The organism is Streptomyces sp. NPDC052910, from assembly GCF_055585605.1.
In genome coordinates this window covers 296,533-322,804 of record NZ_JBVJJR010000002.1, presented here as the reverse complement: position 1 = coordinate 322,804, position 26,272 = coordinate 296,533, and the positions used below count along the sequence as shown (strand labels likewise).

Sequence of the window (26,272 nt, the reverse complement as noted above, 5' to 3'; positions counted from 1 at the left end):
GTCCATTGCTCGTCACCGTTCCGCACAACTCGTCCGCACAGTCGCACAGCTCGTCCGCACCGCCTGTCCGTATCGACCGCCGGACCGTCCCCCACCGGACGTACCACCGGACCGCCACGCGCCGAAGGAGCCCCTTGCGCCCCCACGAACCCGAATGGACCCCACCGCCCCCCGACCCGGAACACCCCGCCCAAGTCCGGCGCATCCTGCGCCTCTTCCGCCCCTACCGCGGGCGCCTCGCCCTCGTGGGGCTGCTCGTGGCCGCGTCCTCCCTGGTCACCGTGGCCTCGCCCTTCCTGCTGCGGGAGATCCTGGACGTCGCCATCCCGCGGGGCCGTACCGGGCTGCTCACCCTGCTCGCCCTCGGCATGATCGCCGCCGCGGTCGTCACCAGCGTCTTCGGCGTGCTCCAGACCCTGGTGTCCACCACCGTCGGCCAGCGCGTCATGCACGACCTGCGGACGGCCGTCTACGCCCGGCTGCAGAGCATGCCCCTCGCCTTCTTCACCCGGACCCGCAGCGGCGAGGTGCAGTCCAGAATCGCCAACGACATCGGCGGCATGCAGGCCACGGTGACGTCCACCGCCACCTCGCTGGTCTCCAACCTCACCAGCGTGGTCGCCTCGGTCGCCGCCATGCTGGCCCTCGACTGGCGGCTGACCGTCGTCTCCCTGCTCCTGCTCCCGGTGTTCGTATGGATCAGCCACCGGGTGGGCCGCGAGCGCAAGAAGGTCACCTCCCAACGCCAGAAACAGATGGCCGCCATGGCCTCCATGGTCACCGAGTCGCTCTCCGTGAGCGGCATCCTCCTGGGCCGGACCATGGGCCGGGCCGACTCGCTCACGGCCGCCTTCGCCAAGGAATCGGAACGGCTGGTCGACCTGGAGGTCAGGGCCAACATGGCCGGCCGGTGGCGGATGTCCACCATCGGCATCGTCATGGCGGCCATGCCCGCGCTCCTCTACTGGGCGGCAGGGATAAGCCTGGAAGCCGGCGGCCCCGCCCTGTCGATCGGCACGCTCGTCGCCTTCGTCTCCCTCCAGCAGGGCCTGCTGCGGCCGACCGTCTCCCTGCTGTCCACCGGCGTCCAGGTACAGACCTCGCTCGCCCTCTTCCAGCGCATCTTCGAGTACCTCGACCTTCCGGTGGAGATCAGCGAGCCCGAGCGCCCGGTACGCCTGGAGAAGATCCGCGGCGAGGTCCGCTTCGAGGACGTCGGCTTCGCCTACGACGGCCCGGACGCCGCCCGGGCCACCCTCGCCGGCATCGACCTCGTCGTCCCCGCGGGCGGCAGCCTGGCCGTCGTCGGCCCCACCGGCTCCGGGAAGAGCACCCTCGGCCACCTCGTACCCCGGCTCTACGACGTCACCGGCGGCCGGGTGCTCATCGACGGAGTGGACGTCCGCGATCTCGACTTCGACACGCTCAGCCGTGCCGTGGGCATCGTCTCCCAGGAGACGTACCTGTTCCACGCCTCCGTCGCCGACAACCTGCGGTTCGCCAAACCGGACGCCGACGACGACGAGATCCGCGCCGCCGCCGAGGCCGCCCAGATCCACGACCACATCGCCTCCCTGCCCGACGGCTACGACACCCTCGTCGGCGAGCGCGGGCACCGCTTCTCCGGCGGCGAGCAGCAGCGGCTGGCCATCGCCCGCACCATCCTGCGCGACCCGCCCGTCCTCATCCTGGACGAGGCCACCTCCGCCCTGGACACCCGGACCGAACAGGCCGTCCAGAAGGCCATCGACGCGCTGTCCGAAGGCCGCACCACCATCACCATCGCGCACCGCCTCTCCACCGTCCGCGACGCCGACCAGATCGTGGTGCTCGACGGCGGGCGCATAGCCGAGCGGGGGACGCACCGCGAACTCCTCGCCGCCGACGGCCGATACGCGGCGCTGGTGCGCGGCGACGCCCGCCTCGCGGTGACGGTCTGAGACCGAACACGAGCGGCGGTGGGGGCCGTTCCGCACGGCCCCCGGCCGCCGGGCCTCAGATGCGGCCCGGCGTCGTCAGAGAGTGTCCAGGTCCACGGCCTCCGCCATCAGCCGGTACCCCGCGTCACCCGGGTGCTTGCGGTCGCCCGAGTCGTAGCGGGGAGAGAGGAGTTGGGGGTCATCGGCCGAGACCAGGGCGGCGTCGAAGTCCGCCACCGCGTCGAACTCGCCCGAGGTGCGGATCCACTCGTTGGCCGCCAGCCGCTTCGCCTCCGCCCGAGGCGTGTGGTACTCGGAGCCCTTGAACGGGAGGACGGTCCCGCCGATCACTTTCACACCGCGCTCACGGGCCCGCCGGATCAGCTCCCGGTAACCGGCGATCAGTTCGTCGGCCGACACCTCGACGGCGGGCTTGTACATCGGCAGGTCCACCTCGCTGAAGCCGATGTCGTTGAGGCCCACGTGCACGATCACGGCACGGACCCCGGGCTTGTCGAGCACGTCCCGTTCCAGCCGCGCGGAAGGCCGCTCGCCGAACCACGGCGAGTCATGGAGCAGCAGATTGCCGCCGATCCCCGCGTTGAGCACGGCCCACGGCCGGCCCGCCGCCGCCAGCCGTTCGGCGAGGGCGTCGGGGTAGCGGGCGTCGGCCCCCACGGAGGAGCCGAAGCCGTCCGTGATGGAGTCGCCCAGGGCCACCACCGCCCCCTCGGCCGCTCCCTCCCCGGTCAGCTCGATGTCGGACAGCAGGTACCAGGAGTGCGTGACCTCGTCGAAGCCCGCCCCGGAGGCCGATCCCGTGCGGTCGCCCGCGGCCCGGTAGGTCTCCGCCCACGCCTGCGAGTGAAAGGTCACCGGCCCTGTCGGACCCTCGAAGTACAGCGTCAGCGCCAGGGAGTCGAACGCCGCCACCCGCAGCTCCACCGGGTCGCTCACCACCACGCCGCCCGCCGGTATCCGCACCGACGAGGCGCCGCCGAAGGTGAGCGCCCGCACGGACTCCGGCCGAACCTCCGCCCCGCCCGCGCCGAGCGCCAGCGCCGCCCCGTCGACGGTCAGCGGCCCGGTGCCGTAGCGGTGGGACAGCCGGACACGGGCCGACGTTCCGCCGCCGGTCACCCGGACGATCTGGCGGACGGACTGCCGTGCGAACCCCGTCTCGGACCAGTTCTCACCGAAGCCGGCGCTCGGCCGCTGCACCGCTGCCGCCCACCCGGCCGCCCACCCGGTCCGCGCCTCTCCGCCGACCGGCGCCGCCGTCCCCACGAGCTCCGCTTCCCGTACCGTCATGGTCTTCCTCCTCGTTCGCGTGATCTCCGCCGACGAGGAACAGCCTGCCGGTCCGGCGGCGGCCCACCCAGCCCCCGCCGCTTCGTACGCGGGCCGTGCGTACCAACGCCAGGGTCACCCTCCCGACGCCGCCCGGTCCCCGGCCACCAGCACGACGTCCAGCACCCGCGGCCCGTGCACGCCCTCCACCCGGTCCAGCTCGATGTCGCTCGTCGCCGACGGCCCGGAGATCCACGTCAACGGCCGGGCGGGATCAAGGCGTTCGAGGGCCTGCGGGACGGAGTCCACGAGCTGGTCGGCGGTCCGCACCACGCACACATGGTGGTCGGGAACCAGCGTGATCCGGCGCCGCCCCTGCCCGGGACCCCCGTCGAGGACGACCGTCCCGGTCTCGGCGACCGCCAGCGCGCACCCCGTGACGACGCTGTCCACGGCGTCCAGCTCACGCACCGTCAGGCCGGGGGAGTCCACCACCACCTTCACGTCCGCCCCGGCCAGCCAGCCGTCCGGCAGTCCGGCCGGTACCACCACCCGGCGGGCGCCCCGCCCGGCCAGCACCTCCCGGAGCAGGGCCGGCAGCCCGTCCTCGCCGGTCCGGTGCACGGTGGCCCGGTAGTCCGCCAAGTGCGCGGCGAGCAGCGCCGCCGACTCGGCGGGCGACCGCCGGCCGTGCACCCGCAGGTAGTCGCGGGGCACGGGGTGATCGCGCGGCCGCTCGTACGCCGGGACGTCGGCGAGGGCACGCCGCACCCGGCCGAGGATCCGCGCCCGGCTCGCGCCGCCCGCCGGACGCCCCACCGCTCCCGAGCCCGTACCCGCGCTCACCGCGCACCTCCTCGCGTCCGCGCCCACCAGTCGCGGAACGATTCCTCGGGGATCTCCGGCAGCGCCCGGCCGTCCGTCCACGCCCGGCCGGGGCCCGGAAGCCGTCGTGGGGCGAACCGGCCGGCCCGGGCCACCGGCCGCCGGACGCGGCGGAGCAGCTCCGGCCGGTCCAGGGCCCAGGCCGCGCCCGCCACCACCCACCGTTCCGGAGCGCGCCGCCGGGCCGGACGCACCACCGCCCGGGTACCGCGGACCGTCGCCTGGCCGCCCTCCGCCACCCGTTCCCGCAGGTGGACCAGGACCTCGGGGATGTCGATGGCCACCGGACACACCTCGTAGCAGGCCCCGCACAGCGAGGACGCGAAGGGCAGCGACCGCTCCAGCGGCCCGGCCGTCCCGCGGAGCTGCGGGGCGAGGATCGCTCCGATGGGGCCGGAGTAGGGCGAGCCGTAGGCGTGCCCGCCGGCCCGCTCGTACACCGGGCAGACGTTGAGACAGGCCGAGCAGCGGATGCAGCGCAGCGCCTGGCGGCCGACCGTGTCGGCGAGGGTGTCGGTCCGGCCGTTGTCGAGCAGCACCAGGTGGAACGAGCGCGGACCGTCGCCTTCCGTGGTGCCGGTCCACATCGACGTGTAGGGGTTCATCCGCTCGGCCGTGGAGGAACGGGGCAGCAACTGGAGGTAGATCTCCAGGTCCCGCCAGGTGGGCACCACCTTCTCGACGCCCACGACGGAGATCAGCGTCTCGGGCAGGGTCAGGCACATCCGCCCGTTGCCCTCGGACTCGACGACCACCATCGTCCCGGTCTCCGCGACCATGAAGTTGGCGCCGCTCACGGCCACCCGGGCCCGCAGGAACTTCTCCCGCAGATGCAGCCTGGCCGCCTCGGCGAGGTCGGCGGGACGGTCGGTCAGCCCCTCGGGCGCCGGCCGCCCCCAGTCGGCCATCCGTTCGCGGAAGATCTCCCTGATCTCGCCCCGGCTCCGGTGGATCGCCGGGACGAGGAGGTGGGACGGCAGATCGTCCCCCAACTGCACGATGAGTTCCGCCAGATCGGTCTCGTACGCCCGGATGCCGGCCGCCGCGAGGGCCTCGTTGAGGCCGATCTCCTGCGTCACCATGGACTTGACCTTGACGACCTCCCGTTCGCCGGTGGCCCGCACGAGCTCGGTGACGATCCGGTTGGCCTCCGCCGCGTCGGCCGCCCAGTGCACCGTCCCGCCGGCCGCGGTGACGCGCTCCTCCAGTCGGACCAGGTAGTGATCGAGGTGGCGGAGGGTACGGTCCTTGACGGCCGCGGCGGCGGCGCGCAGTTGGAGCCAGTCGTCGAGTTCGGCGACGGCCGCCGCGCGGCGCGCCCTGATGGTGGTGGTGGCGTGCCGCAGGTTGGCGCGCAGTCGCGCGTCCCGCGTCGAGACGGCGGCGGCCCGGGGGAACGAGGGCATGCCGAGCGGTACCCGACCGGTCATCGCGCGTCCCCCTTCGCGCCGGAGGCCGGACCGGGACCGGACGGTGGACCGGTCTCCGTTCCGCGCCCGGTTTCCTTCCCAGGCCCGGTTTCCGGCTCCGGTTCCGTCCCGGCCGCCGCCTCCGCGCCCGTCGAGGCCAGGATCTCCGCGATGTGCACGGGCCGTACCGCCGCTCCCTGCCGGGTGAGGATGCCGCCGATATGGGCCAGACACGAGTTGTCCGCCGCGCAGAGGGTTTGCGCGCCCGTGGCGACGACGGCGCGGGCCTTGTCCGTGCCCATGGCGACGGAGACGGCGGCGTTCTTGACGGCGAACGTCCCGCCGAAGCCACAGCACTCCTCGGCGCCCGCCGACTCCAGCAGTTCCAGGCCCTTCACCCGTTCCAGCAGCCGACGCGGCCGGTCGCCCAGGCCGAGGGCGCGCAGCCCATGACAGGTGGGGTGGTAGGTGACGGTGTGAGGGTAGTGGGCGCCGACGTCCGTCACCCCCAGGACATCCACCAGGAACTCCGTCAGCTCGTACGTCCGGGGCACGACTTCGGCCACCGCCTCGGCCAGCCCGCCGTCCCGCCCCTCGGCCGCTGCCCGGGCCGCGATCCGCGGGTACTGCTCGCGGACCATGGCCGCGCAGGAGGCGGACGGCGTGACGATGTGGTCGTACCCCCGGAAGGCGTCGGCGTACCGGCGGACCAGCGGCTCGGTGGGCCGCCGGTAACCGGTGTTGAAGAACGGCTGACCGCAACAACTCTGCTCCGCCGGGAACGCCACCCGCACCCCCAGCCGCTCCAGCAACGTGACCACGGCCCGGCCGGTGTCGGGGTACAGCATGTCGTTGACGCAGGTCACGAAGAGGCCGACCACTCCCGGATCCGGGGAGCGGAGAGAGCCGCGTGGGTCGGGAGACGCGAGGGGGCCGGGCGGACGGTGGGGACCACGAGAACCACGGGAGCGTCGCAGCATGATGCGCATGCTACGGATCGGGCCGCGTGAGGGGCACGCCCCGCGGCGCCTTTCCGCCGCAGCGCGCGGGGTGCGGTACGCGGGTCGCGCCATGCGGAACGCACGCCCGGCGTGCGGTGCGGCCGGGGTTGCGGGAAACGCCCGGGGCGCGCCGACCGGCTCGTGACCACGCGGCGCCTCACGAGGCGGAGGCGAGCGCTCGCGTAAGGCTCGTCGTCTGTTGCTGTTCCGGCGGGGCGATCGCTCGGTGGGTCCGTCGTCTGTTGCTGTTCCGGCGAGGCGAGCGCTCACGTGGGCCCAGCGTCCGTTGCTGTCCCGGCGAGGCGACCGCCGGCGCGGACCCGCTGTCCGCTGCCGGCGCACGGGGGCCACCGCCCGCACGGGCTCACCGTCCATCGCCCCCTCATCGAAGCGGTCGCCCGCCGCGCGCACACCGCGCCCGTCGCTATCCCACCGAGGCGACCGCCCGTTCGCGTACACCGTTCGTCGCTCCGACCCCGTCCTCCCCGGCGAGCAGCTTCCGAATCTCCCGTATCGCGCTCCGGCCGGCCCGGTTGGCGCCGATGGTGCTGGCCGACGGTCCGTACCCGACCAGGTGGATGCGCGGGTCACGGAGGACGCGCGTGCCGTCGAGTCGGATGCCGCCGCCGGGTTCCCGCAGCCGCAGCGGTGCCAGGTGGTCGAGTGCGGGCCGGAAACCGGTGGCCCACAGGATGACGTCGGCGGAAACGGTCCTGCCGTCTGCCCAGGCGACGCCCTCGGGGGTGACGCGGTCGAACATCGGCAGCCGGTCGAGGACGCCCGCCTCCCGCGCGCGTTCCATGGCGGCGGTCATCGGCAGCCCGGTGACCGACACGACGCTGCGCGGCGGCAGTCCCTGCCGGACGCGGTCCTCCACCAGCGCCACGGCCTCCCGGCCGCGCGCCTCGTCGAACGGTCCCTCCCGGAACACCGGTGGCCGGCGCGTCACCCAGGTCGTGGCGGAGGCCACGTCGGCGATCTCCAGCAGGTGCTGGACGGCGGACGTGCCGCCGCCGACGACCACCACGCGCAGGCCGGTGAAAGCCTCCGGGCCCGGGTAGCGGGCGGTGTGCAGTTGGCGGCCCCGGAACAGCTCCTGCCCGGGGTAGCGCGGCAGGAACGGCCGGTCCCACGTACCGGTGGCGTTGACCAGTGCCCGCGCCGACCACACCCCGGCCGACGACTCGACCCGCAGCCGCCCGGTCCCGGGCCCGGTCGCAGTCCCGGCCCCGCCGTCCTCGTGTACCGCCCGCACGTCGACGGGGCGCCGGACCCGCAGGTCGAACTCCGCCTCGTAGGCGGAGAAGTAGCCGCCGATCACCTCGGACGAGGGCCGGGCGTCGTCCGCGCCCGTGAGCGGCATCCCGGGCAGTGCGTGCATGCCGTGGACCCTGCCGTACGTCAGGGTGGGCCACCGGTACTGCCAGGCGCCGCCGGGCCGGGGCGCGTGGTCCAGCACGACGAAGTCGCGGTCCGGCTCGTAACCGGCGCGGCGCAGGTGGTAGGCGGTGGAGAGCCCCGCCTGCCCGGCGCCCACGACCACGACGTCCACCGCCCGCACCACCGCCATTTCGTTCATGGTTCTACCAACGAGGCGGCGGGGGGATCTCTTCCCGGGCCTTCAGGACCGAGCCGGTGCGGTGCCCAGCGCGGCCAGGTAGTCGTCCAGCAGCTCGGTCTGGCGCCCGGGCGGGAACGCCGCCGGGTCGAAGAGGGACTGCACCACCAGGCCGAGCACGAAGGCCTGGGCTCCGGCCGCGATCCGGTCGGGGTCGCCGGGCGGCAGCTCGCCGAGCTCCTGAGCGGCGGCGACGAGCTCCCGCAACCGGTCGCGGCTGCGTGCGTACCGCTCCGCGTGGCCCTCGCTCAGTGCCGGGTCGGCGAGCGCGGCGTCCCAGGAGGACACCCAGACGCGGTTGCTGTCGGTGGCGGCCGGGGTGAGCGGCAGGATGTCCAGCAGGGCGGCCCGGACGGCGGGCAGGCCCCGGAGCGCCACGCGCCGCGGCCGGGCGGCGCTGCGCCGGTCGAGCAGGTCGAGGGCGTGGGCCAGCAGGTCCCGTTTGGCGGGGAAGTAGTGGGTGAGCAGACCCGTGGTCGCGCCCAGTTCGGCGGCGACCGCGCGCATCGTCAGCCCGCCGAAGCCGTGCGCGGCGAGTACGCGCCAGACCGCCTCGGAGACGTCGCGGCGCCGGGCTTCGTGATCGCCCTTGGTTCGTGGCATGCTGCCACCGTACATAACCGTAACGCTTGTTGTGTGAATGGGGTCATCATGTTCTCCCTCCCGCTGCGGGACGACGCTCTGCTCCGCCCGCTGGAGATATGGCACGCCGAGGAGTTCGCGGCGCACATGGACCGGGCCCGGGAGCACATCCGCCCGTGGGTCGGGCCCGCGTTCGTCACCGACGACCTCGACGGCGCCCGCTCCACGCTGCGCCGCTACGCCGAGCGCCGGGCGGTGGACCAGGCCGGCCTCTTCGGCATCTGGCGGGAGGGCACCCTGGTCGGCGGTGTGATGTTCGTGGAGTTCGATGCCGCGCTGGGCTCCTGCGAGATCGGCTGCTGGCTGGAGCCGGCCGGCGAGGGCCACGGCCTGGTCACCGCTGCCTGCCGCACTCTGCTCGACTGGGCCCTCACCACCCGCGGCCTGCACCGCGCCGAGTGGCGCTGCCGCGCCGACAACACCCGCAGCTCCGCCGTGGCCGAGCGGCTCGGCATGACGCTGGAGGGTGTCCAGCGCGCGTACTGGCCCTACGAGGGTGCGCGCTACGACAAGCAGAACTGGGCGATCCTCGCATCCGAATGGCAGGACCGCCGGCGCTGAATCGCGGGTGGCGGGACGGAGGCGGCGGACGGCGGCACGCGGCGTCCGGGTTCCGCCGGTTCGCCGTACCGGTGCCACGCCGGCCGGGGGACGGCCCGCTCCGGTTTGCCGATCCCGGGCCGGTGCGGGTAAGGGGTGGTGCATGACCGATACCTTCACCACCCGCACGGTGGACATCACGACCGGCTCGAACGAGACGGTGTACGACCTCACCAGCCACTGCGCCCACTTCTTGCGGGAGGTGGCGGCAGGCCGGGACGGCCTGCTCAACGTCTTCACCCCGCACGCCACCGCCGGCCTGGCGGTGATCGAGACGGGCTCGGGCAGCGACGACGACCTGCTGGCCGCCCTCCGCGACCTGCTGCCGAAGGACGACCGCTGGCGGCACCGGCACGGCACCCCGGGGCACGGCCGCGACCACGTCCTGCCCGCCTTCGTCCCGCCGCACGCCACGCTGCCCGTCGTCGGCGGCGAGCTGGAGCTGGGGACGTGGCAGAGCATCGTCCTCGTCGATACGAACGTCGACAATCCGCACCGCAAGGTGCGGCTCTCGTTCCTCGGCTGATCCGGCACGGGGCTGACCCGGCACGGAGTCGGCCCGGTGCGGGGCTGACCCGGTGCGGCCGCGGGAGGGGCGCCGGGGCCGGGCCCGCGGCCGGGGCGGCGCGCCGGGCGGTCCGTCGAAGGACCGCCGTGCGCGCGCCGGCCGGCCGGGGGCGGCGGCTCAGTCGTGCTGCGCGAAGCTGGGGAGCTGACGCAGCTTCACCTTCGAGGTCGTGTTGAACGACCAGTCCAGCATCTTCACGGCGTCGGGGTACCGCTTGGTCGGGTCGTTGAGCAGCACGCCCACGACCGTGCGCTTGCCGCGCTGGGCGGCGAACACCAGGCACGGACCGGCGGCCGTGCCGGTGCCGGTCTTGATGCCGATGGCGCCCTTGTAGGACCCCAGCAGCTTGTTGGTGTTGTACCAGGTGTACGTGCGGTTGACGTTCGCCGCCTTCTGGCGGGTGCTGGTCGCCTTGACGACCGTGGCGAACGTGCTGTTGCCCATCGCGTGCCGCGCGAGCTTGGCGATGTCGCGCGGGGTGGAGTGGTTCGTCCCCACCTGCGATATGCCGTCGAACGAGTCGTACTTGGTGTTCTTCATGCCGAGCGCGGCGGCCTTCTTGTTCATCTGGGCGATGAACGACTTGGTGCGCGCGGCCTCGGTCTTGCCGGTGCCGAAGTTGTCGGCGAGCGCGTACGCCGCGTCGCACCCGGACGGCAGCATCAGGCCGTACAGGAGCTGCCCGACCGTCAGCTTGTCACCGGCCCGCAGGTCGGCGGTGCTCGCGCCGTTCTTCGTGACGTAGTCGCGGTACGCCTTTTTGATGGTGATCTGCTTGTTCAGGTTGACGCCCCGCGTATCCAGGACCACGGCGGCCGTCATGATCTTGGTGGTGCTGGCCATCTGGCGCTGGGTGTCGGCGTCCTTGGCCCACAACTGCCGGTTGGCGCCGCTGTCGAGCAGGAACGCGCCCTTGGCGGCGATGCCCGTCGGGCCGGTCGACGCCTCGGCCGTGGCCGCGGGCACGGCGACCGCGAACGCGGCGGTCGACGCGGTCACCGCGGCTCCCCACCGACGGGCCCGTCTTCCCCCAGATTGCTGCATATTACGTCTCATTCCTCACGAGTTGTCCCGGGTCTCTCAAGGCCGGGTGGAACCAGCAGATCCTCCCACCCTTCCGGGGCCCGGGGGAAACCGGGCACCGGACGCTTGCCCGGCGGGCGACAACCGGGTCGTGAGGGTGGCGGGAGACGCCCGGGAGCGGCGGACGCGCCGCCGTACGAGGGGAGATGAGGACCGGTCAGACAGTCGGAGGAAACGCGGGCGTCAGATGCCGCCGCCGGCCGCCGGGGCGGTGGAACGCCCGCGGGCGCGGCCCTCGTCCTTCCGCCGGACGTCCTGTTCCACCGCGCGCAGTAGCCCCGTCATGCGGTAGGGGACGCGCTCCCGCAGCACCATCTCGGTCCGGGTGCGCACCACGCCCGGAAACTGCACCAGTCGCTGGATCACGTCCTCCAGGTGGGCGGCGTCGCGGGCGACGACCCGCACCATCAGATCGCCGGCGCCGGTGATGGAGAACGCCTCTATGATCTCCGGCACCTCCGCCAGCGCTTCCGCGACCGGGTCGAGATGGCCCTGGGTGACCTCGATGTGCACGAAGGCCAGGACGGGGTGGCCGAGCGCGGCGGGGGACAGCCGGGGGCCGGTCCCCGTGATCACCCCGTCCCGTTCCAGCCGGTCGAGCCGGGCCTGGAGGGTGCCGCGCGCGATGCCCAGCAGCCGCGCGTACTCCCGCGCACTGGTCCGCGGCTGCTCCAGCAGGAGGCGCAGGATTCTGGTGTCCAGGGCGTCTACGGCCATCGGCGGACACTCCCTCGTACTCGGGTGCCGGGCCGTCACTGTACCAATGGCCCAGTCCGCGGCCCGCCACCGGGCGGCGGGCCGGCGGCCGGGCAGGCCATCGGCCCGCCGCCCTTCGCGGAAGTCGGCGAGGACGGGCGGAAGGGCCCGCGCTCAGGCCTCCGAGAGCGGAGACCGCGGGCTGCTCAGCACCGGCCCGGCCAGGCCCGCCACCGCCCGCTCCAGGTCGTGGAGGTGGGCGAGGGCCCGCTCCGCGCCCGGGTGGTGCTGGGGAGCCGCGAGGCCGAGCTCGGCCGCCGAGGCCGGGGCCTCCGTCGCGGGCAGCAGGGCGCGCAGCGCCGCCTCGACCCGCTGACAGGCGGCGGTCAGCCGGGCGTCGTGCGAGGCGTCCGGGTCGGCGGCCACCTCGGCCAGACCGCGCGCCTGCCGGACGCAGTCGTCCAGGTGGGCCGTCACCAGCCGGGCGCGCTCCTTGCGAGCCCGCAGCGGGCTCAGCGGGTGCAGCAGCGGGGCCAGCGACATCCGGACCCGGGCGAGGAGGAGCTCCAGCTCGGCGACGTACGGCGCCGGATCCGCGGCCGCCTCCCCGGCCAGCCGCCGCGCCGACTCGGCCGTGCAGTGCCGCACCGTCAGCATCGCCCGGCGGATCCAGGCGTCGGTGGTGGCGTGGGTCGTGACCGGCAGCACCAGGGCGACCGCCAGGGCCGAGGCCGCCGCGCCCACCAGCGTCTGCTCGAAGCGCAGGAGCAGCAGGCCCGGGTGGAGGACGCCCAGCAGCCCGTACAGCAGGGACGCCATGACGGTCACGAAGAACATCATCCAGCTATAGGAGGGGGCGGCCGTGTAGAAGATGCCGAAGACGCAGAGCGCCACGAGGACCGCGGTCGGCGCGGGGGCGCCGTGCAGCGGCACCGCGACGACCAGGCCGACGGCGATGCCCGCCACCGTGCCCACCACGCGGCGGAATCCCCGGACCAGGGTCTCCCCGCGCGAGGCGGTGTTCACGAAGATCCACCACGCGGTGCCGACGGCCCAGTACCAGCGCTCGTCCGAGACCAGGTGCCCGACGCCCAGCGCCAGGGCGCAGGCGAACGTGTTCTGGAACGCCTGCCGGGTCGTCGGACGCTCCAGGCCGCGCGCCGCCGCGGGCGCGGGGGCGATGACCGGCGGCAGCCGCCGCTCCCAGCACCAGAGCCCGAAGCGCACCAGCGACGACGAGACCAGCGCCAGCGCCATGGCCGCGTAGAGCTCCGCCAGCCCCTCCGGCGCGGCGTGCAGGAACTGCGCCATGAAGAACATCATGAAACCGAAGATGCCCAGCGCCTGCCCCCGGGGGCCCCAGCGCCGCGCGTACACCCCGGCGAAGACGACGCCGAGGAACGCCGCGTCCCGCGCCACGGGGAGGGCGTGCAGCACGGTCGCGAGCGCGAGGACCGGGACGCCGACGGCGGGCAGCCACGCCGTCGTGACCGCCTGGTCGCGAACCCGGGCATCGGTGACGGTGAAGAGGGCGAGCAGCGCGGTGAGACCACCGGCGATCGCGGCCCCCACCGAACCGGTCGCCAGATGCGAGACCGTCACCGCCAGACCCACGCCGAGCACGGCCCGGGCCGAGTTCCGCAGCCGGACGCGGCCCGGATCCGGAGCCGCGAACATCTTCTTCAGCTTCACCACCCTCTTCCGATCGCGCGCACAAAAGAGGCGCCGCGGGGATCCCGCAGCGCCATTGACGGGTTCATCAAACCATCCATGGACCATATGGCTCAAGACAAGGGAGAAAAGATGAGCCATTGGCCTGCCTTTACCCGACGGTAACCCGGCGCGCACAGGGCCAACGGACCACCTTCAGGCCGCCTCCGGACCGGCCGTGACGGGGCGGCGCCGGGCGATGTCAGTGGTGCCCTGTAGCGTCGGGACATCGACGTGACGGGGACGTTATGCGGAGGGGACGCGATGGCCATCGGCGGACGGCGCGAACGGCGTGCCTACATCGGCTCGTTCACGAGAGCGGGGGGCCCGGGCATCACCGTGGCGCGGGTGGACGGTGAGACCGGAGCGCTGACACCCGTCCGTTCCACCGCCGTCGCGGCGGACCCCTCGTTCCTGGCCCTCTCGGCCGACGGCGGCGTGCTGTACGCGGTGAGCGAGACGGAAGGGGGCACGGCGACGGCCTTCTCCCTCGCCGACCCGGACCGCCCGGAACCGCTCGGCCCGGCCGTGCCCGTCCAGGGCGACGCCCCCACTCACCTCGCGCTCGCCGGAGCCCGCCTGTTCACCGCCAACTACCGGTCCGGGAGCGTCAGCTCCCTGCCCGTCGCCGCCGACGGCGGCCTCACCGTGCCGTCCGTGGTGCTGCGGCACGAGGGCAGCGGGCCGGTGGCCGAACGGCAGGAGGGACCGCACGCCCACGCGGTGGCCCCCGACCCCACGGGCCGCTGGCTGCTCGCGGTGGACCTCGGCACCGACTCCGTCCACCTCTCCGCGCTCGACCCCGCCACGGGCGAGCCGGTGCCCCACGGCGAGACGCGTCTGCGCCCCGGCAGCGGCCCGCGGACGCTCGTCTTCCACCCGCGGGGACACCGGGCGTACGTCCTCAACGAGCTCGACCCGACGGTGACCGTCTGCCGCTGGGACGCCGGATCCGGCGCGCTGGAGCCGCTGGAGACGGCACCCGTCGTGGGCGCGGGGGCGGCCGACCCCACGTACCCCTCGACGCCCGTGCTCTCCGCCGACGGCCGGTTCCTCTGGACGGCCAACCGCGGCGACGACACCCTCGCCACCCTCACCCTCGACCCCTCCGGGGACGCGCCCCGGCTGCGCTCCACCGTGAGCTGCGGCGGGCGCTGGCCGCGCCACCTCGCCGCCCACCCGGACGGCGGGCTGCTGTACGCGGCGAACGAGCGGTCGGGCGACGTCACGTGGTTCACGGTCGACGCCGACACGGGCATACCCGAGCGGGCCGGTTCGGTGGCGGCGCCGGCCGCCTCGTGCGTGGTCTTCCGCTGAGTCCGAGGGTCTCGCGGAGGCGTGCGTACGGGGCGCCCGGCCCCGAAACGCGGGAAGGGCCTCGGCAGAGGCCCTTCCCGGCGGTCACACGGTGGTGCGCTCCGACGGCTACGCGGTGGTGCGGCGGATCAGCGCACCGGCGCGTGCATCGGCGAGGGCTGGGAGGCGATGCCCAGCAGCTCGGTGTACTTGGCGAGGACGAGCCTGCCGATCGCCGGGTACGCGCCCAGCGGCTCCGCCGCCGCGCAGCCCGCCTCCTTCGCGGCCATGGACGGCAGCGCCTCGTCGGCCTCCGGGCCGATCAGGCACGGCGCGAGGGCCAGATTGCGCGAACCGGACGAGCGGAGCTCGTCGGCGGCACGGGCCACGGCGCCCTCCTCGTCCAGACCGGCGGCCAGTACGGGCACGGCCAGGCGCGCCGACAGCAGCATGCCGGTGATGCCGGCCGCCTGCACCGCCTCGGGGCCGCCGACCGTGGCCAGGACGATTCCGTCGGCGGCGGTTGCGACGGTGAACAGCCGGGCGCGGTCGGCGCGGGCCAGGCCCGCCTCCGAGAGGCGCACGTGCAGGGCCTCGGCGAGCAGCGGGTGCGGGCCGAGCGTGCCCGTCAGCTCGAAGGCCGAGCCGCTGCTGACGACCGACTGGCGTATGCGCCGCAGCACGGACGTGTCGGGGCCCGCCAGCAGCGGCACCACGACGGCGGCGGGCCCGTGGGCCCAGGCGGCGGCCTCCTCGTCCGAGGCGGCCTGCGCTTCGCTCATGCGAGCGGTGTGCCGGGCCGCGGCGTAGCCGAGGACGGAGTCCAGGGCGGGGAACCCGCCGGCGTCGCCCTCGGCGTCCACGTAGCCGATGCGCGCGTCCAGGCCGGGGAGCTCGGAGCGGGCGATGCTCAGGGTCTCCTCGGCCAGCCGGCGCGCGGCCGGGCCGGGGACGCCGGGCACCGCGAGCACGAGCGGGGGCGCGGCCGCCGGTGCGGTCACGGGCTCCGGCCTCCGGTGCCGTCCGGACTGGCGGGGTCGGGGCATTCGTACAGGCAGGCCGGACGTGGGCCCTGTGGGGGAGCTCATGGCGCCGCATGTTATCCGGTCGGGAACCACCCTGTTTGGGCGGGGGGCGATTGACCAGCCTCTGTCCTGATTTATTCGGTGGCTGATCCGATCACCCGAAGATGTGTCCGAGTGGCGCGGCGGCCGGCTCCGCGACCGTGACGCTCAGCAGCGATCCGTCCGCCGGAAGCAGCAGACGGTCCGTCATCAGGGCGACGGCGATGCGGGACGCGCCGTCCAGGGGCGATCCCTCCGCGACCGTCTGACGGGCATACGGAAGTTGCTTTCGCAACTCCTGACGGAGCGGCAGCAGCAGCGGGGGGCCGATTCCCGCCAGCCCTCCGGTGAGCGCGACGACCGGCGCGCGGGGATCGACGGGAGCACGGGCATCGTCGGGGCCGTCAGGGGCGTCGGGGCCGGCAGGGTCATCGGAGCCGGCGTCGGAGCCGGCGTCGGAGCTGCCAAGGCCGTCGGCGGGGGCGCAGGCGCTCCCGGTGCCCTTGTCCATGGCGCCCCCGGTGCCTGCCGTCCTCCGCGGTTCGACCCCGCCCGCGGAAGGGCAGGCCGCCGCCGCGGCCTCCGCGATGTGCCGTGCCGCGGTCCGCAGGATGTCAGCCGCCACCGGGCACACGGGCGCGCACCGGCCCACCTCGGGCGCGAAGGAGGCCAGCACGGCCGCCCGGTCCGGCCGGGGATAGAGCGACCCCGGCAGCTCCGGCGCCGGGCCGAACACGGCTTCCAGCCGGCCGAGCAGCGCCGTGGAGCCGCCCGCCCGCCCGTCGTACGCCCGCAGCGCCGCCTCCAGCCCGGCCCGGCCGATCCAGGCGCCGCTCCCGCAGTCGCCCAGCAAGTGCCCCCACCCGTCCGCACGCCGCCAGCCCTCGCCCGGAACGAGCCGGGTGCCGAGCGCGACCAGCCCCGTCCCGGCGGCCACGACCACGCCGGGGCGCTGGCCGACGGCACCGGCGTACGCCGTCACGGCGTCGGAGGCCAGCGCGAGCCGCCGTACGCCCAGTTCGGCGCGGAGCACACCCGGCAGCACGGCCCGGAGACCGTCACCGAGCGCCACCATGCCCGCCGCGCCCACACACCCGGCCACACAGCGGCCGGCACCGGCCCGGCGCAGCAACTCCCGGGCGGGCGGCAGGATCCGGTCGAGCAGGACCCGCGCGTCGAGCCCCCGCTCGCCGACCGGCACGGGCTCCGACGCGGACCAGGTGAGCGCCGGCCCGCCGCCGTGCACGGGAGAGACGGCTACACGAACGCCCGAGCCCCCCGAGTCGACCGCCAGTACATGGCCGTCCCCCCGCGCCGGGCGCCGACGTGACGTCAGTTCCACGGCGCGGCACGGCCGGTCGCGTAAGACCTCATGACCGGCACCCTACCCCCGGGCTGCCCGCCCCGCTCAGGGCAGCGGCCGGCACATCGGTGCCGAACCCCACCTGATCGGCGGGCCGTTGGCGCTGCCGTACGGTCGCGACCCGAAGAGCCCGCGATCCGCGAACATGGGAGACGAACGCGTCGACTCCCCACACGGCACGCCCCGCAAGCCGGCGGCGGCAGGTTGCGCGCGCCCCGTCCCGTCCCGGGAAATCATCATCAGCGGCCCACCGCGAGCGAGCAGGGCGCGGATCGCCTGCTCCGTGACCTCCTCTCCCTCCTCCCGGCCCTTCTCTCGGCCCTTCTCTCGGTGGGGCGGGCCGACGTCGGGCGCGATGGAGCTGTTCAGGCCCGCGGCAATGACCGGACGGTTGGGGGACCGGGGACGGCCCGACGGCCGGGAAAGCACCCGGAGCCGTCCCCCACCGGCCGCGGGGCGCTCGTCGGCCTGAGGTGACCTGAGGTGAACGGGAGATCAGAGGTGAACGGGCGAAGGGGACCGGCGGGAGCCGGTAGAGTGGCGTGGCGTGGGAGCAAGGCCTTTGAGTGAACTTGTCGAGCCCGGTTGGGCGGACGCGCTGAGTCCTGTCGCGGGGCGCATCGCCGCGATGGGCGATTTTCTGCGTGCGGAGATCGCAGCGGGTCGTACCTACCTGCCCGCCGGCCCGCACGTACTGCGCGCCTTCCAGCAGCCCTTCGACGAAGTCCGGGTGCTGATAGTCGGGCAGGATCCCTACCCCACTCCGGGTATGGCCATCGGGCTCAGCTTCGCGGTCGCGCCCGAGGTACGGCAGTTGCCGGGCAGCCTCGAGAACATTTTCCGGGAACTCCACAACGACCTCGGGCTGCCCAGGCCGTCCAACGGTGACCTGACCCCTTGGACCCGGCAGGGCGTGCTGCTGCTCAACCGAGCCCTGACCACCGCTCCCCGGAAGCCCGCCGCCCACAGGGGCAAGGGCTGGGAAGAAGTCACCGAGCAGGCGATCCGGGCACTGGTGGCCCGCGGCAAGCCCTTGGTGTCCGTGCTGTGGGGGCGGGACGCGCGCAATCTGCGGCCCTTCCTGGGCGACTACCCGGCGGTCGAGTCCGCTCATCCCTCACCCATGTCGGCCGACCGTGGCTTCTTCGGTTCGCGGCCCTTCAGCCGAGTGAACGATCTGCTGATCCGGCAAGGAGCGCAACCGGTCGACTGGCGGTTGCCGTAAGGCGTCAGGGTGTGAGCGCGGCGAAGCCTCGACAGGGGCGCGGGCGGTGGCTGTGAACCGGTTGTTCTGCTCCTGTGCCGCCGTGGTGTCCTGTGCCGCCGTGGTGGTCTTCGGGTCGTCGAAGTCCTGATCGAGGCCGACGAAGCCGAGGCCGGCCAGAGGGCCCAGACCACCCGGCGAGCCCATAAGAATCTTCGACGCCCGACAATTTCGTTGAGCCCGCGCCTGTGATCGTGTTGGCTGTCGGCATCGAACCGTCAGTATCGCCGGTGTTCGTTTGATCGCTGGTGTCCGTTTGGCTGCGGCAGGGAGCGAAACGTGCAGGACGATGTCGTCGACCCCGGTGTCCATAATCGGGCAGCCTGGGACAAGTATGTCCAGGAGGGCAACGAGTGGACGAGGCCGGTGAGCGCTGAGGAGGTCGAGCGCGCCCGCATGGGCGACTGGTCGATTGTTCTCATCGGGCGCGAGCCAGTCGACCGCTCGTGGCTGCCGAAGGACCTGACCGGCAAGGACGTGTTGTGCCTGGCCTCCGGCGGTGGCCAGCAGGGGCCGATCCTCGCCGCCGCGGGGGCACGGGTCACCGTGTTCGACAACTCGCCCCATCAGCTCGGCCAGGACCGGATGGTGGCGGCGCGCGACGGACTTGAACTGCGCACCGTCCTGGGCGACATGCGCGACCTCAGCGCCTTCGACGACGCAGCATTCGACGTTGTGGTCCACCCGGTCTCGAACGCATTCGTACCCGACCTGGCGCCGGTGTGGCGTGAGTGCTTCCGCGTCCTGCGACCGGGCGGAACTCTGCTCACGGGCTTCCTCAACCCTGATGTGTACTTGTTCGACCACGAGGCCCTCGACGAGCGAGGCGAGCTGGTCGTCGTGCACAAGCTGCCCTACAGCGATGTCACGCACTACTCGGCCGAGGAACGCGCCGCGAAGTTCGGCGCGGATGCCCCTCTTGAATACAGTCACACCCTCACCGAACAGATCGGCGGGCAACTCGCCGCGGGGTTCGTCCTCACCGGCTTCACGGAAGCGCCGCACCAATCCAATGCATCCGCCCAATACATGTCGAACTATTTCGCGACGCTGGCGGTAAAGCCAGGCTGAGGCTTCCCTGAGATCAACAGGGAAGAGCTGATCCGGTTCTCCCCGCTGACGCCGGCGGACGCAGGGTTCGTCGATCCGGGCCGGGGCCGCGGTCCGAAGAACCGGCTGGGGCCGGCGGTTCGGCTACGTACCCTCCCGTGGCTCGAGTCCGTCCCGGACGACGTCGCCTCAGCGCCCCCGGCGGCGGTGGCCCGGCTCTCCGAGCACCTTCGGACTCCCCGCACAGACCGAGCCGGCATGGTGGCCGGCGCTGCTGAGGACATTCCTGCGTAGCGGAACGTCGTCCAAACGCGCATCGGTCACATGGGCAGGGACAGTAGGCCGGCCGGCCCGTCAGGCCATGACTCGGTGTCACGCAGGGGCAGCCACATGGCAGGCAACGGCATGGTGAGGTTGCCACCCGGTTGCTCGACCTCGACGTCCGAGGGCAGAGGTGTCCATCCCATTTTCGCGTAGACGGCAGTGCGATCCGGTCGGCAGAACAGGAGGCCGAGGCCGAAGCCCAGCCTCGAGGCGTGAAGCATGGTCGCGGTCACGACGAGCTTGGCCAGGCCGCGTCCCCGCATCTCGGGCGAAACGATCACACCGCCCAGACCTGCCACCTGCAACGTGGTGCCGCCGACGGAGACGGGTACAGCGACCCACCCGGCGTGCGCCACCAAGCGCTCTCCCGCCCGGATGCCGAAGTGATGCTCTTTGGCTCGCCAGATCAGGCCCAGGGAAGAGACCTCGAAGGGATCGGCGTTGTCTCCCGCGATGCTGCGCAGGTCGGCGGGCGTGTACTGCTGGAGAGCCGTCACCTGCGGAGAGAGTGACGAGGGGAGCGTGTGAAGGTCCTCGTCGGTCGAGTCGTCCGGCATCGCTCATCCTTTCCGTGCGGCATCGGTTTCGTGCCGTCGGCAGTTTGTGCCCGGCTCGGCGGGATCGCGTCGGCGTGGGGCACGAGCGGTGACCGCCAGCAGCAGGGCTGTTGCCAGGCCAAGCGCGCTTGCCACGACGAGTTGGACACGGTAGTCGAAGGCCGCGACCATGGCCGTGCCCGCGAGCAGGGCGAAAGCGGTCGGGGCGAAGATCACGGTGTTCGCCGTGGCCGCGACCCGGCCGAGGAGTGCGTTCGGGGTTTCCTTCTGGACCGTGGTCAGCGCGCTGATGAGCGGCCACGGCAGGCCCAGGCCGATGAGCAGGCTGCCGCCCAGCACGACGGGGACGAGAGCGGTGAGCCGGGCCAGCGCTCCGAGAGCGAAGAGGGTGAGCCCGACGGCCGACAGGGCGCGTGCCGGAACGCGGCGCAGGAACGCGCCGGCGGCCAGGCCGCCGACGACCGAGCCGAGCCCCTGGACGGAGTTGAGGACGCCGGCGAAGGCCGCGGGCTGGTGCAGCCTGATGTCGAGGAGCGCGTACGTGGCCGCGCTGTTGAGGCTCGACGCCGCCATGGCGCAGCCACCCGCGACCACCAGGGAGCGCAGCATCGGATGCCCCCATAGGTAGCGGATCCCTTCCGCGGTCTCGGCGGTCCAGTTCGGCCGGGGCCGGTGTGCGGGACTGGATTCACGCACGCGGATCAGGCTGAACGCGGCCGCGCCCAGGAGGAAGGACAACGCGTCCAGCAGAGCGACGGTGGGGCCGCCGAGAACGGTGAAAAGGCCGGCGCCGACCAGCGGACCGAGCAGTTTGTTGCTCTCGATCGCGGTCCGGACCAGACCGTTGAAGTCCCCGCGCAGTTCGCCGGGAACGGCTGATGTGACCAACGCCGTCTCGGCGGCGTTCATGAGCACCGACCCCGCACCCACCATGGTCAGCACGGCGAAGAGCAACCAGACGTCCTGCGAAGAACGCACGGCGAGCGGCGCCGTCATGGCCACGGCCAGAGTGAGACTCGTGGCGATCAAGAGCGTGCGGCGGCGCATCCGGTCGGCCAGAGTGCCGATGAACGGTCCGGCCAAGGCGGGTACCCAGGAGCAGAAGCCCACCAAGGCGGCGAGGCTGTTGGAACCGGTGAGCTCCTTCACCCAGACCCCGGCGGCCAGAAGCAAGGCCGAATCCCCGAAACCGGAGATGATCACTCCCGTCATGTAGAGACGGGCATTGCGGTTCCGCAGCACCGTGAACAGGCCCACGGCCATAACCCGCCCCCTTCGTCGCGTCGTTGCCGGGCTCCGGCACCCTACCCCCAACCGTTTTGTTGGGGGTAGGGTGCGGCCATGGCGGCATGCGCTTTACTGGCCGGTGTGACCGACGCAGACCCTGTCCTCAGAGCGCTCGCCCATCCTGTGCGGCTGCAGATGCTCACGCTCATGTGGCCCGGACCGATGTCCGCGGCCGAACTCTCCCGTGAGATGGGCATCTCCCATGCCCTGGCCAGTCGGCACCTTCGCAGCCTGGACGCCGTCGGCTTGGTCGAACTGGCCGAGGAGCGCACCCGCCGCGGAGGCAGGGAACGCCGCTACCGCACCGTCCATGGTTCACCGCTGTCCGACCGGAACGACGGGGCGCGGTTGCTGGGAGCGGCCTTGGCCCACACACTCAAAGAGCGTGCCGTGCACCGGCATCCGGAAGGCCGGGGGGTGACGGTCGATGCGGAACTGTGGGTGGAGCCGGAGGCGTGGGACCAGGCCCGGCAGAAGCTCGCCGACATCGCGGCGGAACTCCACGACGCCGCCCGCCCGCCGCATTCGCCCGGGACGATGCCCGTAGGTGTGACCCTGATGGCCTTCCCCATGCGGGAGACGCCGCGCGCTCACACCCAAGAGGAGCCGTCACGGCCAACGCCCGCCGCCGAAGGCCTGGTTCATGAATCAACCGATTCCCGGCGAGATCGGTGACATCGTGATCCGGACCCGCCGACGCCCGGCGAGTTCCGCGAATCGTGGCAGGCGAAATACCCGTACAAGGCGGCCTGGGTGAACCATGAACGGCTGACGCTCCGGGGCGGCCGCAGGTCTCGCCCTTTTGCAATGCCCAACGCGCTACCGCTCGTTGATCGATGTTCGGGCCGTATGGCGGGCCAAGTACCCGTACGAAGCCCTGTGTCCGGGCGAACCATTACCGACGTACCAGGGCGGCGGGCGGTACCACCAAGGGGAACCGCCCGCCCGGCGCGGGTCAGAGGAGGCAGATGAGGCCGAGGAGGTTGAGGAGGCAGTCGGGCCGGCCGGAGGCCGCCGGGCCGGAGCCCAGGAGGCCGGAGTCCGTGCCGTCGGAGTCTGTCCGGACGGACCCGGAGTGGCCGGAGCTCACGCGATCGGAGTTCGCGAGGGCGGAGCCTGTGTGGGCCGAGTTCGTCCGGCCGGGGTCCGTGTGGCCGGAAGCCGGCCGGCCTCCGGTCGGCAGGGTGTGCGTGCGGAGTTCCTTGAGGCCGGGAAGACCGGCGGCGCGGACGGGTGTGGCGAGCAGGGCGACGGTCGCGGCGACCCCTAGGAGTACGGCGACGAAGCGGCGCATAACGGCCCTCTCTGGTAGGGCGGTTGGGGACACGCCAAAGGTGCCCGTGGCGCTGCCGGCCATGCCCGCCTTCACCCGAACGAGCCCGGATTGGACACATTCCCGACGACCGCGTCGTGGTTCAACCGGCGTTGCGGGGAACGGGAGGCGCCCCGTGCTCCACGAGAAAGTCGGTGAGGACTCGTGCGAGCCGCTCGGGCTGGTCCTCGGGGATCAGTGTGGACGAATCCTCGATCTCGACCAGTCGGCCCCGCGGATAGAGCTCCGCCAGCCGCGGCCCGTGCTCGCGTGGCATCAGCCGGTCCTCGGTGGCCCAGACGACGAGGACCGGGCGGTCGAACGCGCGGAGTCGCTCGCTCCAGCGGAGCAGGGTCCGGCGGTCGGGCGCCGAGGTGGCGAACTTGGCGAAGTCCCGGCGGATGGCCTTGCTCCGGCTCGCGGGGCCGAACCACTCGGCGATGAGCTCGGGCGGGGTGCCGCGCAGGCTCATCCCGCCGTATCCCCGGGGGTGATCGCGGAACGCGGGGACGCGCATGAGGGCGGTGAGGAACCGGACGCCTCCGGGTACCCGGCAGACCGCCGACAGCGGCTTGGCCGGTCCCGGCGGGAAGTTGTCGAACGCCTCGCAGGCCACCAGCACCATGCGCGCCAGGCGCCCGGCCCGCCCTTCCGTGATCAGGAACTGGCCGCCACCCCAGTCGTTGAGCACCAGCGTCACGTCGTCCAGACCGAGCCGTTCGATGAACTCGCCCAGCAGCAGGGCGACCCCGGTGTGCGACAGGTCGGCGTCCGGGCGCATCGGCCGGCGGTGACCGCCGAGGGGCAGCGTCGGCAGGACGCAGCGGTAACCGTCCAGCAGCGGAACCACCTTGCGCCACTGCTTGCCGTTCATCGGCAGCCCGTGCGCGAACACGAGCACCGGCCCGTCACCGCCGGTGTCCTCGTAATCGATCGTTCCGGACGAGAGTTCGATCTCCAATGTCCCACCCCCACACGGTGATTGACTCCTGTCAGTCAAGCACACACAGGCAACAGGGGCAGCGCTCAGCCCCCGGAACCCGCCCGCGCCGCCACCAGCAGGCCCTCCCAGTCCGGGATCTTGACCGGGCCCCGGCCCAGGTCGCGGCCGAGCGCGGTCTCCGCCGCCTCGATGCCCAGCCAGCCGCGCCACTCCACCGGCTCCGCCCCCGCCGCCCGCAGCGCCGGGCGGGGGTCCCCGACCGGGCCGCGGGCCGTCAGCAGCCCGGGGGCATCGGCGAGCAGGGCGGCGACGGTCTCCTTGGCGCAGGGCCGGTTGGTGCCGATCACCCCGGTCGGGCCGCGCTTGATCCAGCCGGCCACGTACTCCCCGGGCGACGGGACGCCGTCCCGCAGGACGCGGCCCGCCTCGTGCGGCACGGTCCCGTTGGCCTCGTCGAAGGGCAGCCCGCCGATCGGCACCCCCCGGTACCCCACCGAACGCAGCACCAACTGCGCCTCGACGTCCTCGAATTCACCCGTTCCCGCCACGCCCCCGGCGCCGTCGGGGACGGTCCGTTCGAAGCGCACCGCCCGTACGGCGTCGTCGCCGAGCAGGGCCACGGGTCGCAGGAAGAAGCGCAGGTGGATGCGGCGGCCGCGGCCGGGGTCCGGCCGCCTCGACCACTCCCGCAGCACCTCCACGTTGCGGCGGACCGCCGCCGGCAGACCGGACGGGTCGTCCCACGCCGGGTCCAGCGCCGCCTCGTCGGCCCGGACCAGGGTCCGCACCCCGTTCAGCCCCCCGAGTTCGCGCAGCTCCTTGGTGGTGAACTTGGCCTGCGCCGGGCCGCGCCGGCCGACCATGTGGACGTCGGTCACCCGGCTCGCGGCCAACGCCGCCAGCGCCGCGTGCGGCACGTCGGTCGTCCGGAACTCGTCCGCGCCCCGCGCCAGCACCCGGGCCACGTCGACGGCGACATTGCCGACCCCGATGACCACGGCCGAGCGGGCGGGCAGCGAGAAGCCGTCGGGCGGGGTGTCCGGGTGGGCGCTGTACCAGGAGACGAAATCCGTGGCCGACCAACTGCCCGGCAGGTCCTCGCCGGGAATGCCCAGCCGGCGGGCGGACGCGGCGCCCACGCAGTAGACCACCGCGTGGTACAGCTCCAGCAGCCGCCGAGGGGGGATCTCGCCCGGTCCCTCACCCGCCCGCACATTGCCCAGGAAGGAGATCCGCGGATGCTCCAGGGCCGCCCGGAGGGTGTGCTGCAGCGACTTGATCTTCTCGTGGTCCGGGGCGACCCCGTAGCGCACCAGCCCGTACGGACAGGGCAGCCGGTCCAGCACGTCGACCGTCACGTCGGGCACGATCTCCTGCTGCACCAGGGCCTGGGCGGTGAAGACCCCGCTCGGCCCGGACCCCACGACTGCGACGCGAAGCACGGAGGTTCTCCTTCCGGCGGCTGCGTCCAGCATCCCACCGGTGTCCGCGCACGGCAGCCTCTCCCGGGCCCCCGTCACCCCCGGCTGCGCGCTCCCGCCTCACACCCCCGGCGGGGGCGGCTCGGCGCCGGGCGGGCGGCCGAGATCCCAGTCCAGCCCGTAGCGCTGGAACAGCTCCGATCTCAGCCGGTCCGCCGGCATCGGCGCTCCGGGAAGCAGGATCGCCACCACCGCGCCCATCATCAGTGCCCGCAGCAGCCGGTAGTCGGTCTCCGGGTCGGCGGAACCGTACCGGTCGACGGTGTCGCGGAGCAGGCCCGCGAGGCGCTGCTGCTCCGGGCACTGGATGAAGCCCTCGGACTGGAGGATGCCCGCCATGTGGGTGCGCATCAGCCGCGGCCGGTCCCGGGCGAGGCCCAGGATCGCGTCGATGGCACGCGCCAGCCGTTCCCGCCCGTCGGGGCTCACCGGCTCACGCTCCAGGGCCGCCGCGAGCTCCATGTGCATCAACCGGTGCACCGCCGACTGCAGCAACTGCCGTTTGCCGGGGAAGTAATACGAAACGAGCCCCCGCGCGGCGCCGGCCCGGCAGGCGATGTCCGCGAGGGTCGTCGCCTCGTAGCCGCGTTCGTCTATCAGTTCGACGGTTGCCTGGAGGAGCCGCTCACGAGACCTGCGGCGCAACTCCTCATTGACCGACGCACTGCGGGGGGACATGCTGTAACTCCTGCGTTGACTGGCTCCGAGCCAATATACTCAGGAGCATACCGGTCGGTCCGCCCGCTGAGCAGGGAGAACCCGGTATGACCGCTGATTCGGGCGACGCGGGGGATCGCCCGAATCGGCGGCTTTCGCCTGCCCGCCCGCGTTCGGCTCGGCGGTGACGCGGGCTCCCCGGCGCATGGCATGACGGCCGTGAGCGGCGCGGGCAAGGGGCCCGCCCCGGCCA

General features: G+C 73.2%; 24 protein-coding genes and 1 pseudogene. 8 read left to right on the top strand and 17 right to left on the bottom strand.

The window, feature by feature from the left end; genetic code table 11:
* The first annotated feature begins 134 nt into the window (after window positions 1-134).
* Complete coding sequence (locus tag ACZ6X9_RS07245; protein WP_469776951.1) at window positions 135-1,940, top strand: ABC transporter ATP-binding protein; 1,806 nt, start codon at window positions 135-137, stop codon at window positions 1,938-1,940.
* 75 nt (window positions 1,941-2,015) lie between these two features.
* Here the strand turns inward: ACZ6X9_RS07245 and ACZ6X9_RS07240 are convergent, their stop codons facing one another.
* From ACZ6X9_RS07240 to ACZ6X9_RS07215, 6 genes and pseudogenes are all read right to left on the bottom strand, one after another.
* Window positions 2,016-3,230 carry an SGNH/GDSL hydrolase family protein gene (locus tag ACZ6X9_RS07240; protein WP_469776950.1) on the bottom strand — a complete coding sequence of 405 codons (1,215 nt, stop codon included), beginning with the start codon at window positions 3,228-3,230 and terminating at the stop codon, window positions 2,016-2,018.
* A gap of 114 nt (window positions 3,231-3,344) precedes the next feature.
* Entirely contained in the window at window positions 3,345-4,055 is a 711-nt protein-coding gene (locus ACZ6X9_RS07235) for a LutC/YkgG family protein (RefSeq protein ID WP_469776949.1), read from the bottom strand.
* A complete protein-coding gene (locus tag ACZ6X9_RS07230; RefSeq protein ID WP_469776948.1) occupies window positions 4,052-5,524 on the bottom strand; it encodes a lactate utilization protein B in 1,473 nt (490 codons plus the stop codon). Before ACZ6X9_RS07230 ends, ACZ6X9_RS07235 begins: the two co-directional genes overlap by 4 nt.
* Window positions 5,521-6,384: a (Fe-S)-binding protein gene (locus ACZ6X9_RS07225; protein WP_469776947.1), complete on the bottom strand. Its 864-nt coding sequence runs from the start codon at window positions 6,382-6,384 to the stop codon at window positions 5,521-5,523. Before ACZ6X9_RS07225 ends, ACZ6X9_RS07230 begins: the two co-directional genes overlap by 4 nt.
* Before the next feature lie 544 nt (window positions 6,385-6,928).
* Window positions 6,929-8,092, bottom strand: a pseudogene (locus tag ACZ6X9_RS07220) (FAD-dependent oxidoreductase); the annotation flags it as partial.
* A 33-nt stretch (window positions 8,093-8,125) separates the two neighbouring features.
* Window positions 8,126-8,725, bottom strand: coding sequence for a TetR/AcrR family transcriptional regulator (locus ACZ6X9_RS07215; RefSeq protein WP_469776946.1), 600 nt, complete (start codon window positions 8,723-8,725; stop codon window positions 8,126-8,128).
* Between the two features lie 48 nt (window positions 8,726-8,773).
* On the opposite strand from ACZ6X9_RS07215, the gene ACZ6X9_RS07210 reads away from it, so the two are divergent.
* Both ACZ6X9_RS07210 and ACZ6X9_RS07205 read left to right on the top strand, forming a co-directional pair.
* The gene (locus tag ACZ6X9_RS07210; RefSeq protein ID WP_469777633.1) at window positions 8,774-9,325 is read left to right on the top strand and encodes a GNAT family N-acetyltransferase; all 552 of its coding nucleotides are present in this window, start codon (window positions 8,774-8,776) and stop codon (window positions 9,323-9,325) included.
* A 142-nt stretch (window positions 9,326-9,467) separates the two neighbouring features.
* Window positions 9,468-9,890, top strand: coding sequence for a YjbQ family protein (locus ACZ6X9_RS07205; protein WP_469776945.1), 423 nt, complete (start codon window positions 9,468-9,470; stop codon window positions 9,888-9,890).
* Between the two features lie 159 nt (window positions 9,891-10,049).
* On the opposite strand, the gene ACZ6X9_RS07200 is transcribed toward ACZ6X9_RS07205, so the two are convergent.
* The 3 genes from ACZ6X9_RS07200 to ACZ6X9_RS07190 all read right to left on the bottom strand — a co-directional run bounded on the left by ACZ6X9_RS07200 (window position 10,050) and on the right by ACZ6X9_RS07190 (window position 13,388).
* Window positions 10,050-10,976 carry a D-alanyl-D-alanine carboxypeptidase family protein gene (locus ACZ6X9_RS07200; RefSeq protein WP_469776944.1) on the bottom strand — a complete coding sequence of 309 codons (927 nt, stop codon included), beginning with the start codon at window positions 10,974-10,976 and terminating at the stop codon, window positions 10,050-10,052.
* A 222-nt stretch (window positions 10,977-11,198) separates the two neighbouring features.
* Window positions 11,199-11,732: an Lrp/AsnC family transcriptional regulator gene (locus tag ACZ6X9_RS07195; RefSeq protein ID WP_469776943.1), complete on the bottom strand. Its 534-nt coding sequence runs from the start codon at window positions 11,730-11,732 to the stop codon at window positions 11,199-11,201.
* Window positions 11,733-11,885: 153 nt separating this feature from the next.
* Complete coding sequence (locus ACZ6X9_RS07190) at window positions 11,886-13,388, bottom strand: FUSC family protein (RefSeq protein WP_469777632.1); 1,503 nt, start codon at window positions 13,386-13,388, stop codon at window positions 11,886-11,888.
* 297 nt (window positions 13,389-13,685) lie between these two features.
* Here ACZ6X9_RS07190 and ACZ6X9_RS07185 point away from each other — a divergent pair, with 297 nt between their 5' ends.
* On the top strand, window positions 13,686-14,738 hold the full coding sequence (locus ACZ6X9_RS07185; RefSeq protein WP_469776942.1) for a lactonase family protein: 1,053 nt from the start codon (window positions 13,686-13,688) through the stop codon (window positions 14,736-14,738).
* Between the two features lie 128 nt (window positions 14,739-14,866).
* Here ACZ6X9_RS07185 and ACZ6X9_RS07180 read toward each other — a convergent pair whose 3' ends face one another.
* Window positions 14,867-15,805 (bottom strand): sirohydrochlorin chelatase family protein, encoded by a 939-nt coding sequence (locus ACZ6X9_RS07180; protein ID WP_469776941.1) that lies wholly within the window; start codon window positions 15,803-15,805, stop codon window positions 14,867-14,869.
* Window positions 15,806-15,896: 91 nt separating this feature from the next.
* Window positions 15,897-17,027 (bottom strand): BadF/BadG/BcrA/BcrD ATPase family protein, encoded by a 1,131-nt coding sequence (locus ACZ6X9_RS07175; RefSeq protein ID WP_469776940.1) that lies wholly within the window; start codon window positions 17,025-17,027, stop codon window positions 15,897-15,899.
* Window positions 17,028-17,691: 664 nt separating this feature from the next.
* Here ACZ6X9_RS07175 and ACZ6X9_RS07170 point away from each other — a divergent pair.
* From ACZ6X9_RS07170 to ACZ6X9_RS07160, 3 genes are all read left to right on the top strand, one after another.
* Window positions 17,692-18,369, top strand: a complete 678-nt coding sequence (locus ACZ6X9_RS07170) for a uracil-DNA glycosylase (RefSeq protein WP_469776939.1) — start codon at window positions 17,692-17,694, stop codon at window positions 18,367-18,369.
* A gap of 318 nt (window positions 18,370-18,687) precedes the next feature.
* Complete coding sequence (locus tag ACZ6X9_RS07165; protein WP_469776938.1) at window positions 18,688-19,479, top strand: class I SAM-dependent methyltransferase; 792 nt, start codon at window positions 18,688-18,690, stop codon at window positions 19,477-19,479.
* Between the two features lie 12 nt (window positions 19,480-19,491).
* On the top strand, window positions 19,492-19,752 hold the full coding sequence (locus ACZ6X9_RS07160; protein WP_469777631.1) for a DUF4158 domain-containing protein: 261 nt from the start codon (window positions 19,492-19,494) through the stop codon (window positions 19,750-19,752).
* A gap of 26 nt (window positions 19,753-19,778) precedes the next feature.
* Here the strand turns inward: ACZ6X9_RS07160 and ACZ6X9_RS07155 are convergent, their stop codons facing one another.
* Window positions 19,779-20,339, bottom strand: coding sequence for a GNAT family N-acetyltransferase (locus ACZ6X9_RS07155; protein ID WP_469776937.1), 561 nt, complete (start codon window positions 20,337-20,339; stop codon window positions 19,779-19,781).
* A gap of 3 nt (window positions 20,340-20,342) precedes the next feature.
* The gene (locus ACZ6X9_RS07150; RefSeq protein WP_469776936.1) at window positions 20,343-21,602 is read right to left on the bottom strand and encodes an MFS transporter; all 1,260 of its coding nucleotides are present in this window, start codon (window positions 21,600-21,602) and stop codon (window positions 20,343-20,345) included.
* A 105-nt stretch (window positions 21,603-21,707) separates the two neighbouring features.
* Between ACZ6X9_RS07150 and ACZ6X9_RS07145 the strand changes: the two genes are divergently transcribed.
* A complete protein-coding gene (locus tag ACZ6X9_RS07145; RefSeq protein WP_469776935.1) occupies window positions 21,708-22,301 on the top strand; it encodes a helix-turn-helix domain-containing protein in 594 nt (197 codons plus the stop codon).
* A gap of 280 nt (window positions 22,302-22,581) precedes the next feature.
* On the opposite strand, the gene ACZ6X9_RS07140 is transcribed toward ACZ6X9_RS07145, so the two are convergent.
* The 4 genes from ACZ6X9_RS07140 to ACZ6X9_RS07125 all read right to left on the bottom strand — a co-directional run bounded on the left by ACZ6X9_RS07140 (window position 22,582) and on the right by ACZ6X9_RS07125 (window position 26,040).
* Entirely contained in the window at window positions 22,582-22,920 is a 339-nt protein-coding gene (locus ACZ6X9_RS07140) for a hypothetical protein (RefSeq protein ID WP_469776934.1), read from the bottom strand.
* Window positions 22,921-23,041: 121 nt separating this feature from the next.
* Complete coding sequence (locus ACZ6X9_RS07135) at window positions 23,042-23,899, bottom strand: alpha/beta fold hydrolase (RefSeq protein WP_469776933.1); 858 nt, start codon at window positions 23,897-23,899, stop codon at window positions 23,042-23,044.
* A gap of 65 nt (window positions 23,900-23,964) precedes the next feature.
* Window positions 23,965-25,323 carry an FAD-dependent oxidoreductase gene (locus ACZ6X9_RS07130; protein WP_469776932.1) on the bottom strand — a complete coding sequence of 453 codons (1,359 nt, stop codon included), beginning with the start codon at window positions 25,321-25,323 and terminating at the stop codon, window positions 23,965-23,967.
* A 99-nt stretch (window positions 25,324-25,422) separates the two neighbouring features.
* The gene (locus ACZ6X9_RS07125) at window positions 25,423-26,040 is read right to left on the bottom strand and encodes a TetR/AcrR family transcriptional regulator (protein WP_469776931.1); all 618 of its coding nucleotides are present in this window, start codon (window positions 26,038-26,040) and stop codon (window positions 25,423-25,425) included.
* Between the last annotated feature and the right edge of the window lie 232 nt (window positions 26,041-26,272).

Bases quoted from the DNA above. Each gene is read 5' to 3' on its own strand.
- ACZ6X9_RS07240 (WP_469776950.1), bottom strand. From the start codon at position 3,230: ATGACGGTACGGGAAGCGGAGCTCGTGGGGACGGCGGCGCCGGTCGGC.
- ACZ6X9_RS07230 (WP_469776948.1), bottom strand. From the start codon at position 5,524: ATGACCGGTCGGGTACCGCTCGGCATGCCCTCGTTCCCCCGGGCCGCC.
- ACZ6X9_RS07215 (WP_469776946.1), bottom strand. From the start codon at position 8,725: ATGCCACGAACCAAGGGCGATCACGAAGCCCGGCGCCGCGACGTCTCC.
- ACZ6X9_RS07210 (WP_469777633.1), top strand. From the start codon at position 8,774: ATGTTCTCCCTCCCGCTGCGGGACGACGCTCTGCTCCGCCCGCTGGAG.
- ACZ6X9_RS07205 (WP_469776945.1), top strand. From the start codon at position 9,468: ATGACCGATACCTTCACCACCCGCACGGTGGACATCACGACCGGCTCG.
- ACZ6X9_RS07200 (WP_469776944.1), bottom strand. From the start codon at position 10,976: ATGCAGCAATCTGGGGGAAGACGGGCCCGTCGGTGGGGAGCCGCGGTG.
- ACZ6X9_RS07195 (WP_469776943.1), bottom strand. From the start codon at position 11,732: ATGGCCGTAGACGCCCTGGACACCAGAATCCTGCGCCTCCTGCTGGAG.
- ACZ6X9_RS07190 (WP_469777632.1), bottom strand. From the start codon at position 13,388: ATGTTCGCGGCTCCGGATCCGGGCCGCGTCCGGCTGCGGAACTCGGCC.
- ACZ6X9_RS07185 (WP_469776942.1), top strand. From the start codon at position 13,686: ATGGCCATCGGCGGACGGCGCGAACGGCGTGCCTACATCGGCTCGTTC.
- ACZ6X9_RS07180 (WP_469776941.1), bottom strand. From the start codon at position 15,805: ATGAGCTCCCCCACAGGGCCCACGTCCGGCCTGCCTGTACGAATGCCC.
- ACZ6X9_RS07155 (WP_469776937.1), bottom strand. From the start codon at position 20,339: ATGCCGGACGACTCGACCGACGAGGACCTTCACACGCTCCCCTCGTCA.
- ACZ6X9_RS07150 (WP_469776936.1), bottom strand. From the start codon at position 21,602: ATGGCCGTGGGCCTGTTCACGGTGCTGCGGAACCGCAATGCCCGTCTC.
- ACZ6X9_RS07140 (WP_469776934.1), bottom strand. From the start codon at position 22,920: ATGCGCCGCTTCGTCGCCGTACTCCTAGGGGTCGCCGCGACCGTCGCC.
- ACZ6X9_RS07125 (WP_469776931.1), bottom strand. From the start codon at position 26,040: ATGTCCCCCCGCAGTGCGTCGGTCAATGAGGAGTTGCGCCGCAGGTCT.